This is a genomic window from uncultured Winogradskyella sp., assembly GCF_963975125.1.
Lineage (GTDB): Bacteria > Bacteroidota > Bacteroidia > Flavobacteriales > Flavobacteriaceae > Winogradskyella.
The window spans coordinates 1-17810 of sequence record NZ_CAXBGB010000068.1 but is presented as its reverse complement, the minus strand read 5'-3'; the positions used below and the strand labels follow the sequence as shown (position 1 = coordinate 17810).

At 33.3% G+C, this 17810-nt stretch carries 13 protein-coding genes; 8 read left to right on the top strand and 5 right to left on the bottom strand.

Annotated elements, in window-relative coordinates; translation table 11 throughout:
- Nucleotides 1-163 precede the first annotated feature (163 nt).
- Nucleotides 164-583, bottom strand: coding sequence for a nucleoside-diphosphate kinase (locus tag AAC053_RS10465; RefSeq protein WP_339756066.1), 420 nt, complete (start codon nucleotides 581-583; stop codon nucleotides 164-166).
- A gap of 88 nt (nucleotides 584-671) precedes the next feature.
- On the opposite strand from AAC053_RS10465, the gene AAC053_RS10460 reads away from it, so the two are divergent.
- Genes AAC053_RS10460 through AAC053_RS10450 form a run of 3 tightly spaced genes read left to right on the top strand, consistent with a single transcriptional unit; the run spans nucleotide 672 to nucleotide 3403 of the window.
- On the top strand, nucleotides 672-1706 hold the full coding sequence (locus tag AAC053_RS10460; protein WP_339756063.1) for a bifunctional oligoribonuclease/PAP phosphatase NrnA: 1035 nt from the start codon (nucleotides 672-674) through the stop codon (nucleotides 1704-1706).
- A gap of 10 nt (nucleotides 1707-1716) precedes the next feature.
- Nucleotides 1717-2250: a gliding motility-associated peptidyl-prolyl isomerase GldI gene (gldI, locus tag AAC053_RS10455; RefSeq protein WP_339756060.1), complete on the top strand. Its 534-nt coding sequence runs from the start codon at nucleotides 1717-1719 to the stop codon at nucleotides 2248-2250.
- Nucleotides 2243-3403 (top strand): peptidylprolyl isomerase, encoded by a 1161-nt coding sequence (locus AAC053_RS10450; RefSeq protein ID WP_339756057.1) that lies wholly within the window; start codon nucleotides 2243-2245, stop codon nucleotides 3401-3403. The genes gldI and AAC053_RS10450 overlap by 8 nt, the downstream gene beginning before the upstream one ends.
- Before the next feature lie 62 nt (nucleotides 3404-3465).
- On the opposite strand, the gene AAC053_RS10445 is transcribed toward AAC053_RS10450, so the two are convergent.
- Nucleotides 3466-4929, bottom strand: a complete 1464-nt coding sequence (locus AAC053_RS10445; protein ID WP_339756054.1) for an aminoacyl-histidine dipeptidase — start codon at nucleotides 4927-4929, stop codon at nucleotides 3466-3468.
- 145 nt (nucleotides 4930-5074) lie between these two features.
- Here AAC053_RS10445 and AAC053_RS10440 point away from each other — a divergent pair, with 145 nt between their 5' ends.
- From AAC053_RS10440 to AAC053_RS10430, 3 genes are all read left to right on the top strand, one after another.
- Nucleotides 5075-6142, top strand: a complete 1068-nt coding sequence (locus tag AAC053_RS10440; RefSeq protein WP_339756051.1) for a DUF3810 domain-containing protein — start codon at nucleotides 5075-5077, stop codon at nucleotides 6140-6142.
- Nucleotides 6143-6220: 78 nt separating this feature from the next.
- A complete protein-coding gene (locus AAC053_RS10435; RefSeq protein ID WP_339756048.1) occupies nucleotides 6221-9193 on the top strand; it encodes an amidohydrolase family protein in 2973 nt (990 codons plus the stop codon).
- A 13-nt stretch (nucleotides 9194-9206) separates the two neighbouring features.
- Nucleotides 9207-10517, top strand: coding sequence for an amidohydrolase family protein (locus tag AAC053_RS10430; protein ID WP_339756045.1), 1311 nt, complete (start codon nucleotides 9207-9209; stop codon nucleotides 10515-10517).
- 119 nt (nucleotides 10518-10636) lie between these two features.
- On the opposite strand, the gene AAC053_RS10425 is transcribed toward AAC053_RS10430, so the two are convergent.
- Nucleotides 10637-11434: a DUF6503 family protein gene (locus AAC053_RS10425; protein ID WP_339756042.1), complete on the bottom strand. Its 798-nt coding sequence runs from the start codon at nucleotides 11432-11434 to the stop codon at nucleotides 10637-10639.
- A 103-nt stretch (nucleotides 11435-11537) separates the two neighbouring features.
- The gene (locus AAC053_RS10420; protein WP_339756039.1) at nucleotides 11538-14897 is read right to left on the bottom strand and encodes a choice-of-anchor L domain-containing protein; all 3360 of its coding nucleotides are present in this window, start codon (nucleotides 14895-14897) and stop codon (nucleotides 11538-11540) included.
- A gap of 138 nt (nucleotides 14898-15035) precedes the next feature.
- Between AAC053_RS10420 and AAC053_RS10415 the strand changes: the two genes are divergently transcribed.
- Both AAC053_RS10415 and AAC053_RS10410 read left to right on the top strand, forming a co-directional pair.
- Nucleotides 15036-15833 carry an RNA methyltransferase gene (locus AAC053_RS10415; RefSeq protein WP_339756036.1) on the top strand — a complete coding sequence of 266 codons (798 nt, stop codon included), beginning with the start codon at nucleotides 15036-15038 and terminating at the stop codon, nucleotides 15831-15833.
- A 2-nt stretch (nucleotides 15834-15835) separates the two neighbouring features.
- Nucleotides 15836-17068: a M48 family metallopeptidase gene (locus AAC053_RS10410; protein WP_339756034.1), complete on the top strand. Its 1233-nt coding sequence runs from the start codon at nucleotides 15836-15838 to the stop codon at nucleotides 17066-17068.
- Nucleotides 17069-17260: 192 nt separating this feature from the next.
- Here AAC053_RS10410 and tnpA read toward each other — a convergent pair whose 3' ends face one another.
- Nucleotides 17261-17671, bottom strand: coding sequence for an IS200/IS605 family transposase (tnpA, locus tag AAC053_RS10405; protein WP_339756030.1), 411 nt, complete (start codon nucleotides 17669-17671; stop codon nucleotides 17261-17263).
- Nucleotides 17672-17810: the final 139 nt, after the last annotated feature.

Below are 17810 nucleotides of genomic sequence, written 5' to 3'. Positions count from 1 at the left end.
TAAAAATAACTAAGTAACCAGACTTTACTGTGAACCTTTCAAATTAAAAATTTTATCCCAACTTAGTACAGGATTTAAAGAATTGCTAAAAGCCAAGATACTATATTAACAAAAGAGACTGCCTTTACAGACAGCCTCTTTCAATAGTATTTAATAAGGTAGATTAAAACATCTCTCTACCCGAAAAATGGAAAGCACCTTCAATAGTTGCATTCTCATCACTATCACTTCCGTGAACAGCGTTTTCGCCAATAGAAGCTGCATATAATTTTCGGATTGTACCTTCTGCTGCATCAGCAGGATTAGTAGCACCAATTAAAGTTCTAAAATCTTCTACAGCGTTATCTTTTTCTAAGATTGCCGCTACGATAGGTCCACGAGTCATATAATCTACCAATTCCCCATAAAATGGACGCTCACTGTGTACTGCGTAAAATGCTTTAGCATCTGTTGTAGTCATGTGAGTTAACTTCATTGCTACGATTCTAAACCCTGAAGCTGAAATTTTTTCTAATATTGCGCCAATGTGTTCTTTTTCAACAGCATCTGGCTTTAACATTGTAAATGTTCTGTTAGTTGCCATGTATTTTTTTTTAATGAGGTGCAAAAGTAATGTATTTCTTTAATTAATCAAGTCCTTCAAATATTAAAAATTTGTATCTTCGCCAACTATGATTAAAGCAAAAATTTCAGAAATAAAATCACTATTAAGTACACCTAAGAACATTGTTATAGTTCCTCATAGAAATCCAGATGGCGATGCAATGGGCTCTACTTTAGGGTTATATCATTATTTAAAAACGTATCATCATAATCTAGTTGTTATTGCACCTAATGATTATCCTGCCTTTCTTAAATGGTTACCAGGAGATGATACAGTTTTAAAATTTGAAAGCCAACAAGAAGATTGCAAAGATTTAATTAACAAAGCAGATTTAATCTTCACTTTAGATTTTAATGCTTTTCATCGTGTAGGCGAACAAATGGCAGAAGTACTAGAAGCCTCTAATGCTCCCAAACTAATGATAGATCACCATCAGCAACCAGATGACTATGCAAAATACACGTATTCTGATGTAAGTATGTCTTCTACTTGCGAGATGGTTTACAATTTCATTGAGATGCTTAACGATACTGATAGAATAGACGCTACAATAGCAACCTGTCTGTATGTTGGCATTATGACAGATACAGGTTCTTTTAGATTCCGTTCTACAACAAGCAGAACACACCAAGTTATAGGAAACTTAATTAATAAAGGTGCAGATAATACTCAAATTCATAATAATATATACGATACAAATAGTTATAGTCGTTTACAGCTTTTAGGTAGAGCATTGCAAAACTTAAAAATAATACCAGAATTGAGAACTGCTTATATCACTTTATCTCAAACAGAGTTAGACGAATTTAACTTTAAAAAAGGTGACACAGAAGGTTTTGTTAACTATGCCTTATCTTTAAAAGGTATTCTTTTCGCAGTTATCTTTATTGAAAGTCATCAAGACAATATTATAAAAATTTCATTCCGAAGTAAAGGTGAGTTTTCAGTCAACGAATTTTCGAGAGCGCACTTTCATGGAGGTGGTCATACCAATGCTGCTGGTGGACGTAGCGAAACTGATATGACATCTACCATTGATAATTTTATTAGTATATTACCACAGTATAAGCAAGAGTTGTCCAAAGCCCATAATGGACATTAAAATATTAAAAATGAAGTACCTACTCATAATTTTCTCTTTATCAATTCTGTTTTTCAGTTGTAAATCACCTGAAGCCAGAATACCAGAATCTGTACAAACTGGATCATTCTTAAAAGAATCTGCAGAACGCAATAAAAAACTCAATGAATTAGAGCAAAAACAGATTAAAAACATTATAACAAGCAATCCTGACAAAGCTTATATCGCTTCAGAGAGTGGATTTTGGTATTACTACAACACTAAAGTAGAGAATGATACAATTAAACCACAATTTGGAGACATTGTTAATTTCGATTATAATATCTCAAATATAGAAGGTAAAGAGATTTATACAAAAGTAAAAAGATCTTACATAATAGATAAAGAAGAGCTATTTACTGGCTTACGTGAAGGCTTAAAACTCTTGAAGCCTACAGAAACAGCAACCTTTATATTTCCATCTCAAAAAGCATTTGGGTATTATGGAGATGATAATAAAATAGGAACTAATATTCCTTTAATTTGCGAAGTAACCTTAAACACAATAACTCAAAAAAATGATTAAAAAAGCACTTACAGCATTTGTTGTACTATTAGTATTGGCAAATATTTCTTGCCAAGAACGTTATCCAGATTTAGAAAATGGACTTTATGCCGAATTTGTTACCAATAAAGGTACAATGGTAGCAGAATTGTATTATGATAAAGTACCAGTAACAGTTGCCAATTTTGTAGCACTAGCTGAAGGAAATCATCCTTTGGTAAAAGATGAGTATAAAGGCAAACCCTATTATGATAATATAACGTTTCATCGTGTAATAGATAAATTTATGATTCAAGGTGGAGATCCTACTGCTAGTGGCAGTGGAGATCCAGGATACAAATTCCCAGATGAATTTCACCCAGAATTAAAGCATGATAAACCAGGGATTCTATCAATGGCTAATCCAGGACGCGATGCTAATGGCAGTCAGTTTTTTATTATGGAAGTACCTTGGCCAAGTTTAGATAACAAGCATGCGGTTTTCGGAGAAATAGTTAAAGGTTTAGAAATTCAGGATTCTATTTCTAATGTAAAAGTTATAGACCCAAAAACAAGAAATCATAAACCAGTTGAAGATGTTATAATTACAAAGCTGAATATCATTAGAAAAGGATCTGCTGCAAAAGGTTTTAATGCACCAAAAGTATTTGAAGAGGAAATGCCTAAAATTAAAGAGAAGCAAGCGAAGGTAAAAGAAGAAGCTCGTAAGAAATCTGAAGAATTGGCAAAGCAAGCTCAAATAGATTTCTTAAAGAAGAATGAAACTTTAACTGGCCGTCGTATTGAGTCACCAACAGGTATGGCAATGATTTTTACACATGAAAGTGATGGTGTTAAACCAACTGCCGCACAACGTGTAAATATAGATTGTGCAGGTTATTTAGAAAATGGAGAATTATTCTGGACTACCTGGAAAGACGTCGCTGAAAAAAATGGTAAATACGATGAAGGTCAGGATAAAGCTGGACGATATGCACCATTTGCAATGCCATACAACCAAAAAGCTACTTTAGTTGCTGGTTTTAGAGAAGCTATGCTAAACATGAAAGTTGGTGATAAAGCCAGGGTCTTTATACCTCATTATTTAGGATATGGCGTAAATGGAAGACAACCACTTATTCCAAGTAATGCTAATCTTATTTTCGATATACAAGTTACAAGTATTGCAGAATAATTTACAAACTATAGATTATAAAAAAGCAGCTTTTCAGCTGCTTTTTTGTGTCTTAATTTTAATTAAGCTTTTGGAATATTCTCTAATATCTCTAGTACAAACTTCCAATATTTTTGAGCAGAAGAAATCTGAGCACGCTCATCTGGTGAATGTGCTCCTTTAATATTAGGCCCAAAACTTATCATATCCATCTCTGGATAGTTTGTTCCCAAAATTCCACATTCTAATCCAGCATGGCAAGCAGCAACATGTGGCTTTTCTCCATTATTTAAACGCTCATAAATTGGCACCATCACTTTTAAAATAGCAGAATCCATGTTTGGTGCCCAACCAGGATAGTCACCCGAAAATTCTACTTCGCAACCTGTTAACTCAAAAGTAGATCGCAATGTATTTGCTAAATCTAGCTTAGAACTTTCTACAGAGCTACGCGTTAAACAGCCTATTTTAATAGCTCCATCTTTAACGATAACTCTAGCGATATTATTAGAAGTCTCTACTAAATCTTTAATATCTGGGCTCATACGATATACACCATTACAAGCTGCATATAAAGCTCTTGTAATACCTTCTTGTACTCCTAGATCCATAATCTTTTCTGGAGTTTCAGTTTTAGAAATTTCGATTTCTAAATCTGGCTCCATGGTTTTAAATTCCGTCTTAATTGTCTCAGAAAATTGCTTTAGTTCAAATTCAAAAACTTCTTCATGGACTGCATCTATACAAATAGTAGCATTGCTTTCTCTAGGAATTGCATTGCGTAAACTTCCACCATCAATCTCAGATATACGTAATCCAAAATTCTCAAAACCATCAAATAAGAGACGGTTCATAATTTTATTAGCATTACCTAAACCTTCATGAATTTGCATTCCAGAGTGACCGCCTTGCAAACCTTTAACAACAATTTTATACCCAATCTTAAATTCTGGTGTTTCCTCTTCTTTATATTCACGTTTTGCAGTAACATCTACTCCACCAGCGCAACCCACTCCAATTTCATCATCTTCTTCAGTATCTAAGTTTAATAGAATATCACCTTTTAGTAATCCTCCTTTTAAACCCATAGCACCTGTCATACCTGTTTCTTCATCAATGGTAAACAAAGCTTCAAGAGCAGGATGCGCAATTGTATCACTTTCTAAAACAGCCATAATTGTTGCTACACCTAAGCCATTGTCTGCACCTAATGTTGTTCCTTTTGCTTTTACCCAATCCCCTTCTATAACCATTTCAATACCTTGAGTATCAAAATCGAAAACAGTATCATTATTCTTTTGATGGACCATATCTAAATGCGATTGCATTACAATTGGCTTTCTATTTTCCATGCCTTTTGTTGCAGATTTTCTAATAATCACATTACCAACCTCATCTTCTATAGTTTCTAATCCTAAACTTTTACCAAAATTTTTCATAAATTGTATCACGCGTTCTTCTTTTTTAGAAGGTCGTGGTACTGCATTTAAATCTGCGAATTTATCCCAAAGTTGTTTTGGTTCTAATGCTCTTATTTCTGAACTCATATATGTTGATTTTATATCTGCAAATTTACAAAATACGTTTCTTTCTCTGTTGACATTATGAACTTGTTTCAGAATCTATTTTAAAATTATCCTAAATGAATTCCGTTTCGGGTAACGAATAACAACTTTTACCTATTTTTGAAACATGCGTAAAAACAAAAAATTAGGATTAGTTATTTTTCTTGGAATTCAGATTCTAATGATTTTAATCCTAAAAAAATATCCTGAATTTGTAGAACGGTTTTACAGTAACGGCCTATATATTGGTATTTCAAAATTAATGCGTTTCGTTTTTGGTTGGGTGCCATTTTCAGTGGGTGATGTTTTCTATACATTGGCAAGTATTTATATACTGCGTTGGCTTTATCTAAATCGAAAACGTATCATTAAAGATACTCTAAATTGGTTATTAGACATTGGTGCAACTTTATCGATTGCTTATTTTGCATTTCATATACTATGGGCTTTTAATTATTACAGACAACCGCTTTATAAATCTTTAAACCTTGACTCGGATTATACGACGGAACAACTAGTCTCTTTTACTAAAAAATTAATAGTCAAATCGAATTCTATTCATAATGAATTATCTTCTGTGGATTCTATAAAAATTGAATTCCCTTTTTCTAAGTCTGAAGTTTTTAATAAAGTTCAAAACGGTTATGAAAAGCTTTCAAGAATTTATCCGCATCTTAATTATCAAACAAAAAGTATAAAAAAATCTATTTATAGTACACCCTTAACTTATATGGGTTTTTCTGGATATTTAAATCCGTTTACAAATGAAGCTCAGGTAGATGGATTAATTCCCACCTATAAATTCCCAACAACGTCTTGTCACGAAGTAGCACATCAATTAGGTTACGCAGCAGAAAATGAAGCCAATTTTATAGGCAGTTTAGCTGCCATTCTCAATGAAGATATTTATTTTAGATATTCAGGATATACGTTTGCGCTTCGTTATTGTTTAGCTGAATTGTTTAAAAGAGATCCAGAAATTTATAAAACCATTCTACCAACAATAAACAAAGGAATAATTGAAAATTACCTAGAGGTTAAAGCTTTTTGGATGACATACGAAAACCCTATAGAACCTATCTTCGAAAAGACCTTTGATAGTTTCTTAAAAGTAAACAATCAATCAGCAGGTATGAAAAGTTACAGTTATGTAGTTGCGTTATTGGTTAATTACTATGATAACAAAGAATTATAAACGTTAAAATATTCAGATTCAATTTACTTTTTAGCCAGAATCGTTATATTTAGAAATCTAATTAAACCAACCAATTTTATGATTAAAGTACATTTACGGCTGCTCATATTTATGTGCAGTTTTTCGTTATTTGCTCAAGACTATTTTCCAAGTAATTCTGGCGTCATAGCAAATAACTCTAATTACACAGCATTTACAAATGCTACGATCCATGTTTCACCAACCGAAGTAATAGAAAACGGAACACTTATTATAAAAGAAGGTAAAGTTGTTAGTGTTGGAGAATCAGTCAATATCCCGAAGAACACAACAATTATAGATCTTTCTGGTAAAACCATTTACCCCTCTTTTATTGATATATACACCACTTTTGGTGTTACAAAACCGAAACGTGGCGGAAACGGCCCACAATACGGAGCTAGTAGAAGTGGCTTTTATTGGAATGACCTCATTATGCCAGAACAAGATGTAATGGCAAGTTTTAAATATGACTCAAAGTCAGCTTCAGAAATGCATAAACTAGGATTCGGTGTGGTAAACACACATATGCCAGATGGTATAGTTAGAGGAACAGGAGCCTTAATTGCACTCAATAATGATGCAGATAATTCTATGCGTGTTGTTGATGGAGAAACAACCCAACATTTATCATTTAGTAAAAGTGTAACCTCGCGTCAATCTTACCCTTCTTCGATTATGGGGAGCATGGCCTTATTACGTCAGATGTACAATGATGCAGAATGGTATGCAGATGGAAATATAGACACCAAAGATTTATCACTAGAAGCCCTAAATGGTAATAAAAATTTACTCCAAGTTTTTGAAGCTGGTAGTAGAGCAAATCTATTGAGAGCAGATAAAGTTGGTGATGCTTTTAATATTCAATATGTTATCGTTGGTGGTGGAGATGAGTATGAGCGTATTAATGAAGTGAAAGGTACAAATGCAACAGTAATACTTCCTATCGACTTTAAGTTGGCTTATAATGTTGATAATCCTTTTTTAGCTGGCACATTATCATTAAGTGATATGCGTTCTTGGAATCAAGAACCTCATAATCCGAGATTGTTGGCTGAAAATGGTATTAATTTCGCATTAACCACTTATGGCTTAAAATCCAAGAAGACATTTTCATCTAACTTAATGAAAGCTATTGAAAGTGGACTTTCAAAACAAAAAGCTTTAGAAGCATTAACGACAATTCCTGCTAGTTTATTAGGAAAATCAGACGTCTTAGGAACATTAAAAACAGGAAGCTATGCTAATTTTTTAATCACTTCTGGTGATATATTTGAAAAGAAAACTAAACTCTATGAAAATTGGGTACAAGGGACTCCTCATGTTTTAGAGAACATGAATATTAAAGACATTGATGGTAATTACAATTTTAAATTAGCCGGAAACGACTATAAGCTTACAATCTCTAGTAGTACAAGTAAACCTAATGCTAAATTAGAAAGTGGTGAAAAAAGTCTAGGTACAAAAATAAATTATGCTAATGATTGGATGAACCTCACTTTTAAAACAGCAGATAGCACCAAAAAAGAATACATAAGAATTGTCGCTAACACCACAAAAGGTAATAGTCTAAATGGTAAAGTGACATTACCTAATGGTAATACATTATCCTTTTATGCTAATAAAACCAAAAAGAAAGATTCCGAAAAGGATGCTGATAAAAAGAAGGAAAAAGAGAAAGCCAAAGAACCTTTTATAAGTCCTATTACCTATCCTAATTTGGCTTATGGATTCACAGAAAAACCAAAAGCTGAAACTTTATTATTTAAAAATGCAACAATTTGGACCAATGAAAAAGATGGTGTTTTAGAAAACACTGATGTCTTAATCAAAGACGGAAAGATCTCAAAAATTGGAAAAAACTTATCTAATAAAAATGCTAGAGTTATTGATGCTACTGGTAAACATATTACAGCTGGTATCATTGATGAACATTCGCATATTGCAGCAGCCTCAATTAATGAAGGTGGTCATAATTCTTCTGCTGAAGTGACTATTGAAGATGTATTAGATGATGAAGATATTGATATCTATCGCAATTTAGCTGGTGGAGTTACGTCGATTCAAATTCTGCATGGTTCTGCAAATCCAATTGGTGGTCGTTCTGCAATTATCAAATTAAAATGGGGAGAGCCAGCTGATGATTTGGTGTATAACAACTCACCAAAGTTTATCAAGTTTGCTTTAGGTGAAAACGTAAAGCAATCACGTAGTAGAACCAATTCTCGTTTCCCACAATCGCGTATGGGAGTTGAGCAAGTGTTTATGGATTATTTTAGTAGAGCAAAAGCTTATGACAACTTAAAGAAAAGCGGAAAACCATATCGTAAGGATACTGAAATGGAAGTGATTGCTGAAATCTTAAATAAAGAGCGTTTTATCTCATGTCACTCTTATGTGCAAAGTGAAATTAATATGTTGATGAAAGTCGCTGAGAAATTCGACTTCAACATTAACACCTTCACACATATTCTTGAAGGTTATAAAGTTGCTGATAAAATGAAAGCACATGGAGTTGGTGGCTCTACCTTTAGTGATTGGTGGGCTTATAAATATGAAGTTAATGATGCCATTCCTTACAATGCAGCGATTATGCACAATGCAGGAGTTACAGTTGCTATTAACAGTGATGATGCAGAAATGTCGCGTCGCTTAAACCAAGAAGCGGCTAAATCTGTGAAATATGGAGGAATTAGCGAAGAAGATGCTCTAAAGTTTGTAACCTTAAATCCTGCAAAGTTATTGCACCTAGACGACAGAGTTGGAAGCTTAAAGGTTGGTAAAGATGCTGACGTTGTATTATGGTCTGATCATCCGCTTTCTATTTACGCCAAAGCTGAAAAAACAATTATTGAAGGTGTAACTTATTTCGATTTAGCACGCGATATACAAATGCGAGAAGCCATTAAAAAAGAAAAAAGCGAACTCATTAATTTGATGCTTCAAGAAAAGAACAAAGGCTTAAAAACTCAACCTGTAAAGAAAAAAGAAAAAGTATTGTTGCATTGCGACACAATAGATTTACACAACTAAAAATAGTTATAAAATGAAAAACTTAAATAAAATAAATAGTGTATTGTTTATGTTGTGTATCACTATAGGATTTGCACAACAAACACCTGCACCAAAGCAAACTAAAGATTTTGCTATTGTTGGTGCTACAGCTCATATTGGTAATGGAACTATTATTGAAAACAGTATTATTATAGTTAGTAATGGAAAAATCACAACGATTAGGCCAGAGGGTTCTACTCCAATTACTAGGCAAGTAATAGATATTATTGATGCAAAAGGCAAGCATGTATATCCTGGATTTATTGTATCTAACGGAACGCTTGGTTTGGTAGAAGTTGATGCTGTAAAAGCATCTAACGACCTTGTGGAAATGGGAGCTTTTAATCCACACATTAGAAGTATTATAGCTTATAATGCCGAATCTAAAATTATTGAATCTATGAGACCTAACGGAGTTTTGTTAGGACAAGTAGTACCTAGAGGTGGTCGTATTACAGGAACGTCTTCTGTAGTGCAATACGATGGTTGGAACTGGGAAGATGCAGCCATAAAGATGGATAATGGTATTCATATTAATTGGCCAAATAGTTTTAGTCGTGGTCGTTGGTGGCTAGGAGAAGATCCAGGTCTTAAACCAAATAAGGACTATGCAAAGCAAGTGAAAAAATTAAACGATTATTTTAATGAATCTAAGAGTTACAATAAAGGAAGTAAAGGAGAAAATCACTTGCCTTATGCAGCTTTAGCTGGTGTATTTGATGGCTCTAAGCATTTATATATTAATGTAGATGATGAAAAGGGTATTACTGATGCTGTAAACTTTGCGAATTCACAAGGCGTTTCAAAACTTACCATTGTTGGTGGCTACCAAGCTGCAAATGTTGCTAGCTTCTTAAAACAAAATGAGGTATCTGTTTTTCTAAGACGTGTTCACACAAGACCAGAGCTAGAAGATGATGACTACGATTATACGTTTAAACAAGCTAAAAGACTAGTTGATGCAGGTGTTTTGGTTTCATTAGAACCAAGCGGACAAATGGAGCGAATGAATTCTCGGAATCTTCCGTTCTACGCTGGTACAACTGTCGCTTATGGCTTAACTAAAGAACAGGCCTTGCAATTAATAACTCTGAATGCTGCAAAGATTATGGGAATTGATGATATGTACGGAACTTTAGAAGTTGGCAAAAGTGCGACACTATTTATTAGCGAAGGTGATGCTTTAGATATGCGTACCAATATAGTAACACATGCTTTTATAGATGGTAGACATCTAAGTTTAGAAACACACCAAACGAAACTTTGGAAGCGTTACTCTAAAAAGTACAGTCAGCAGGAATAAGTAAAAAATGCGAGCCAATTGGCTCGCATTTTTTACTTATTGTCATTCAGAGTGAAACGAAGAATCTCTAGGATTTATAATGAGATTGCCTCGATACGCTCGCAATGACATCTTCATATTTATTCAATTGCTTTGCCTCCTTCAGGCATTATAAACCATCTTTCATCTGGTGCACTTTCAGATAGAAGAACATCAGTAAACTCAACTGTATTTCGCTTATCTACTGGCAAATTATTTTCGTAAGTGTACCAATCCATACTTTTTGGTAAAACCAAACCCTTGATGGTTTGCCAGTTATTGTATCTAATAAAATGAAAGTCTTTACTCTTTCCATTTTTTCCAAACGTTACTGTATATCCTAACCATTCCATTTGCCTAGTTTCTGTATCATAATAGATAATGTACTGATCGTCTGGTGATGCTCCTACTCCAGCATCATAAGATATTAAAATTCCTTGATAGGTCTTGCCTTCAAAAACTAAAGGTTCTGCATCTTCATAAATGATACCGTCGTCACCAACAATAAATGGCATCGCATAGAAATACATCATCAATCCTTTATAGAATTTAGCATTGCCCTTATATTCGTTTCCATCTTTTTCATTTACCCAAAGTTCACTACCATCAAAACCCATAGCATAAGTTGGAGTATCAATTAACTCTGCTCTAGTCTTTAAGTTGGTTGTAGTAACTTCATTACCATTTGGTTTTTCTATGGTAAAGGCAAGTGTTTGCATTTTATTCCAGTTGTCAATACCACCATGTGCATCAAATATTTTGGATATAGATTCTGGATAGATGCTTGTTGTAATGTCTTCTGTTTTAACCTCATCTACAACTATAGATTCTTGTTTTGGTTCATTTTTACAAGCAACAAATAATATTGCAACTAATAATAAATAGATTGACTTTTTCATTTTTAAGATGGTTTGTTTTTGCCTTTGACGAAATTACACATTAGTAATTACAAAAAAAGCCTCAGAAATTATCTGAAGCTTTAGCTTATTAAAATCCCAAGTCTTATTCTATGACAAGTTTTTTAACCTGTTTGTGAATGCCATTATTAAGCTGAACAAAATACAATCCACTTTCTAAATTAGAAATATCTATGGTTGATGCATTAGTTTCAAAGTTAATGTCTTTCAAAATTGCTTTTCCTTGAATGTCGTAGATATTAATTTTTACGTTTCCAAAATTAGCTGATTCTAGTTGTATTGTAACCTCATCTTTTGCAGGATTAGGAAATATTGTAAAACTATTACTATTATAAGTATCAACAGATAGTGTTTCAACAAAAGTAGATGTGAATGTATTTGTAATTATTGGTGCATTAAAATCGAAATAAATTGAGGCAGAATTCAGTATGACACTTCCAACTGAATAGCCTGACAATAGTTTAATCTTAAAATGAACAAAACCTATACTCCCTTCTGCATCATCTTGTTCTGCTGGTAAATTGACATCATCAAAAAACCATTCAAGACTACTACCTGTTCTAGTAACTGTATAGTCATGACTAGAACGCAACATTTGGAAAGTGGATGCATCTAATTGCGCATTTAACTCATCTTCTATCCTAACAAAAATTGCTTCTGCCGTACCGATATTTTGAAAACGAATTGTGTAGTATAAATATTCATCAGTCGTAATAAAATTATCGTAAACAATTTCTGGTCCATGAGATTCCATCTTATCATTAGGATCATAAGACCCTATAACTATTTCAGATAATGTAGATAGATTATTTTCCATAACCGTATCGTTAGAAGTTGTTACATAAGTGGCAGTATTAGTTACTATTTCTCCCAAAGCTACTGTTGCAGGACAAAGTAATGTAATATCAACACTTTCCGTTTCGCCAGCACCTAAATTTGTAAAATCTAATGTAAACCCTGTCTCTGTCATTGTAATACTCAAATTAGCATTACTCAACGCTGTATTGTTGATAACGAGGTTTTCATCTAACATAAAGTCTATTGAACCAGATGCTATTGTTACGCCACTTAAATTTTCTATAATCAGCAGGTTAGAATGTTCGAAACCTGGTCTTGGTGATGCAAAAGGGTTGATAAGGTAAACCCCTAAATCTTCGCATGTTAAATTGTCTTCAACAGGGAAATCGACTTGTGTTAACTCACCAAAAGCAACACTAACATCATCAAAAGCTGTTATATTTTGAGTGTAACAACCTGTATAATCTTCATTAACAGTAAAGGTTACATCATAAGTATCATTTTCGTCAGTGCTAACAATTGTAAAGCTACCGTTTGAAGAATTTACAACATTAACTACACCGTCGTTATTTTTCTCATAGGCAAAAGAACCGTTGGTGAAGTTAGACTCTTCATTATCGACATTTCCATTAGTATTGGTATCGTTAAAAGCTCTCATACTAATTAATCCTACATCCTCACATATACCTCCAACATCAAAGCTACCTGCTTTTAAAAATACTGCAGAATCAAAAGACGAATCTGCATCATCTGCTATAACTAATTTTATATGATAGGTTTCTCCAATATTTACTTGGGCTTGTGCTGTAAAATTTACCGTTCTACCGTTATATGCTATTGGTGGTCCATTTTGAGCAGTATAGCCTCCAAAAAACTCAGGATTAGCAGCCGCACAAGAATTATTAGCATTATGAATATTAGTTATTGTAATTGGTAAATCCGTACCTGGAATCACAGCTAAATTGGTAGTGTTACCCACGGCATCTGTTAGTAAAAAAGCGAAGGCATCTGAAAACTGACATTCAAAACCACCACCATCATACTCTTCTGAAGCCATTAAAAAATCAAAATTAATTTGGTTAACTACTGGCACAAAATCGAATTCTATAGATGTTGCATTGTTAGATTGTATGCCTAATAATGCGTCTAAATCTGAGTCACCTGGCCAATTCCCTGAACCTGAACTCGCATTAGTATCATTTGGCCCTTCAGCATCGCTAGCATTTCCTGTGCTGATTAACAAACCTTCTGAAAAAGGAAAATCATTACCTTCATATACAAAATAACCTATTCCGTTAGGATCTGCACCATTTATTATACTTCCCGTAGAATAAGTAATATTTGATATTTGACTACATTCATTTCCTATAAGTACATTCTGTACAAGCTCTTCAACCGTAAATTGAGATTGATCAACAACAAGATTTTCTCCTAAAATTTCTACTTCAATAGTCGTTGTTATTGAACATCCCTCAGGATTATTATCTGTAACAGTTAATATGACTTCATAATTTCCTGATTGCATATATTGATGACTAACGGACTCACCAGAAGCTGTATTATTATTTCCAAAATCCCAGTTATAAGTTGCGTCTGCACTATCATTAGAAAAGGTTGCACTTCCTGTAAAACTAACATCCTCGTTTACCTGCGCTACAACAACACCCGAAATATTTACTTCTGGAATTGTACTGTCTATTGAAGGCACTATCGTTTGACATGGTATGCAAGTTTGGTCTGCTATAAGATTAAAACTTTGAACCTGAACACTACAACCATTGAAGTCTGATACTGCCACATAAACTGTTTGCGGATTTGAAGTATTGGTAAAAAGATCTGCTAATGGATTTGTTAAACTTAATGCATTAGTTTCTGATAGGTGATAACTAATCAAAACTTCAAAACCATTTAGATTAGCCAGTATTTCATCATTCTTTGACTGTAAAGTAAATTCAGCAAATCCGTCTTGGTCTTCATCACAAATAACATAATCTGATATGGAAGGTAATGGTCCTAGACCAGAGACCAATAATTCTAAGTTAGTTATGCTAAAACAACTGGCTTGAAGACTTTCTATTCTAACATAAAGTAACTGGTTGTATGGAATTGTATTTACATAAAAAGCTTCCATGGCAATTGAAGTTATTCCTTCCTCTGCTTCAGCTTGTGTTACATAGTAAGTCACTGATAAATCTGTTTGGCTTCCAATTATCTCTTGTGTAGCTTCCGTTAAATCAAACTCAGCGAAACCATCATCGTCAAAATCACAACTATACAATGGTGTAGGTTGATTAAAACTTGGTACAGGATTTACAACCAAATCAAAATTTGTAGTATCATAATTACCTGTACTATTCTCCATTACAGAGGCAAAAATAGTTTGAGGATTAGTAAAATTTGTAAATGGACTAGAAAGCTGATTAATTGTATTATCAGCATCCTGTTGAGAAAGATAATAACCAACGGTGAAACCTACTGGGTTTTGCCCTTGTAGTATTTCGGCATCTTTTAAAGATAAATCAAATTCTGCAAGTCCATCATTAAAACCATAATCACAGACTACATAATCACTTGGTGTATTAGCGATTTGAGCACATAAACCAAGTGTTAAAAAGCATGAAATAAGAACTAGTAAATGTTTTTTCATGTTTAGAAGAATTTGTATGATTAGAATTTACATTAACTGTAAATAGAACAGGTTTGTATAAGTAATTCCTACTTAGATTCAATAATTCTTAAAAATACATTAATATTTAATGTATTTTAGTTTTTAATTAAGTCTTTGATGTTTAAAACTATTTCAAGTCCACAAAATCCGTTAATAAAACAATTAGTCCAACTAAAGGACAAATCCAGAGAACGTAAAAAGTCTGGCCAATTTTTAATTGAAGGTAAACGTGAGCTTTCACTAGCTATAAAAAGTGGCTACAAGATAGAAAGCTTATTGTTCTTGCCTGATCTGTTTTCTGAAAGCGAAGCAAAAGCGATGTCAAATAATGGCATTGAGATTATAGAAATTTCAAAAGAGGTATTTCAAAAATTGGCACATAGAGATACTACAGAAGGAATTATTGCTGTTGTAAAATCTAAATCTCATCAATTAGAAGGTTTAAAATTTGAATCTAAAAACCCATTAATCTTAGTCGCTGAAGCGCCAGAAAAACCAGGTAATATAGGAGCGTTATTACGTACTGCAGATGCAGCCAATGTTGATGCTGTGGTTATTGCCAATCCGAAATCTGATTTATACAATCCTAATATTGTTCGCTCTAGTGTTGGTTGTGTGTTTACGACAGAAATTGCTCTGGCTAGTTCAGAAGATGTAATTGCTTTTCTAAAAAAATACAATTTCAATATTTTCTCTGCTATTTTACAAGAGTCTAAACCTTATCATTCACAAGATTACACGTTGCCAACAGCCATTGTGGTTGGCACTGAAGCAACAGGTTTAACACAAGACTGGCGAGATGCTGCTACACAGAATATTAATATACCAATGCAAGGAGTTATTGACTCTATGAATGTATCTGTAGCTGCAGGAATCCTTATTTTTGAAGCCAAAAGACAACGCGATTTTAAATAATTATGAAAGCAGAAACACTTTTCTACATCATCATAGCAATTATTATCATCAACTTCTTAAAAGACAAAGTTCTAGATGCTATTAATGCTAAACATTATAACGACACAATTCCAGAAGAATTAAAGGATGTTTACGATAAAGAAGAATACAAAAAGTCGCAAGACTATAAAGCCGCTAATTATAAGTTTAGTATATGGGCATCCTTGTTCTCTTTAATCTTAACCTTAGCATTTCTATTTTTAGATGGATTTGAGTATGTCGATAACATTGCTAGAAGTTATTCTGACAAACCGATTATTGTAGGTTTAATTTTCTTTGGCATTATTATGATTGCGAGCGATATCATCACCACACCTTTTGGATATTACAAAACCTTTGTGATTGAAGAAAAATTTGGGTTTAATAAAACCACAAAAAAACTATTCATTTTAGATAAACTAAAAGGATTAGTGATGATGGCAATTTTAGGTGGAGGCATTATCTCCTTAATTATCTGGTTTTATCAAATTACAGGAAATCAATTCTGGCTTTATGCTTGGGGAATTGTAACGGTTTTTACCGTATTTATGAATATGTTTTACTCTAAACTCATAGTCCCATTATTTAATAAACAAACACCATTAGAGGAAGGAGACTTGCGAAATAAAATTTCAGAATATGCTAAATCTGTTGGCTTTAGCCTGAATAAAATTTTCATCATCGATGGTTCTAAACGTAGCACAAAAGCTAATGCCTATTTCTCAGGTTTTGGAAGCGAAAAACGTGTGACACTATACGACACCTTAGTTAAAGATTTAGATGATGAAGAAATCGTAGCCGTTTTAGCGCACGAAGTTGGGCATTATAAAAAAAAACACATCATTTTTAATTTGGTCACTTCTATTCTACTCACCGGATTAACACTTTATATTTTATCTATTTTTATTTCTAACCCTTTACTATCTAATGCCGTTGGAGTAGAACTACCAAGTTTTCATGTTGGGCTGATTGCCTTTGGCTTACTCTATTCGCCTATTTCTGAAATCACAGGTTTAATAATGAATTATGTCTCACGAGTTTTTGAATACCAAGCAGACGACTACGCCAAAAATACCTATAAAGCTGAGCCATTAATTACATCGTTGAAGAAATTATCTAAAAACAGTTTGAGTAATTTAACTCCACATAAAGCCTATGTATTTATGCACTATTCGCATCCTACACTTTTAGAACGGCTTCGAAATTTGAGGAAGTAACACTAAGAATAAAATACTATTTGTATGCTCAGCCAATAAGCAAAGATCTAAGACCGTTTCAGATTATTTTTCTGAGAAATATGATTCTATTGAGTTTTATTCAACAGGAACAAATTACAAAATATGCAGTAAAGAACCACCGTTAAAAACGGTGGCTTTGGTTTTCAGATTAGACCCAAAGGGTCATAACACTCATTTCGAATCATTGTGTTCTTGATATTTTACATATCGTCTTATCATAGATTCATCTAATCCCACTGTACTTACAAAATAACCTCTTGACCAAAAATGATTACCCCAATATGGCTTCTGCTTTAAATTTGGGTATGTTTTGAAAAGCTTGATTGCCATCTTTCCTTTCAATATTCCCATATACTCAGAAATGGAAACCTTTGGAGGAATCGAACACTCCAAATGAATATGGTCTTTTTGAACATTCAATTCAATTATTTGGACATCTTTCCATGTACTAATAACTTGTAAATCATGTTCAACTAATGATTTGACCATGCCGTCAAGTATCTGAAAACGATACTTGGGTGTGAAAACTATGTGATAGTCACATTTGTAATACATATGCGTTAATTTTCTATATTTACTCATCTTAAAAAGTTTTAGATGGGCAAAACTAAAAAATGGCATAGCCTTTAAAACATGACCACCGTCAAAGACGGTAGTTTTTCAATGATAACTAAACCACTATGGACTCAAAGTCCATAGGTTTTTAAATCTGACTAAAGTC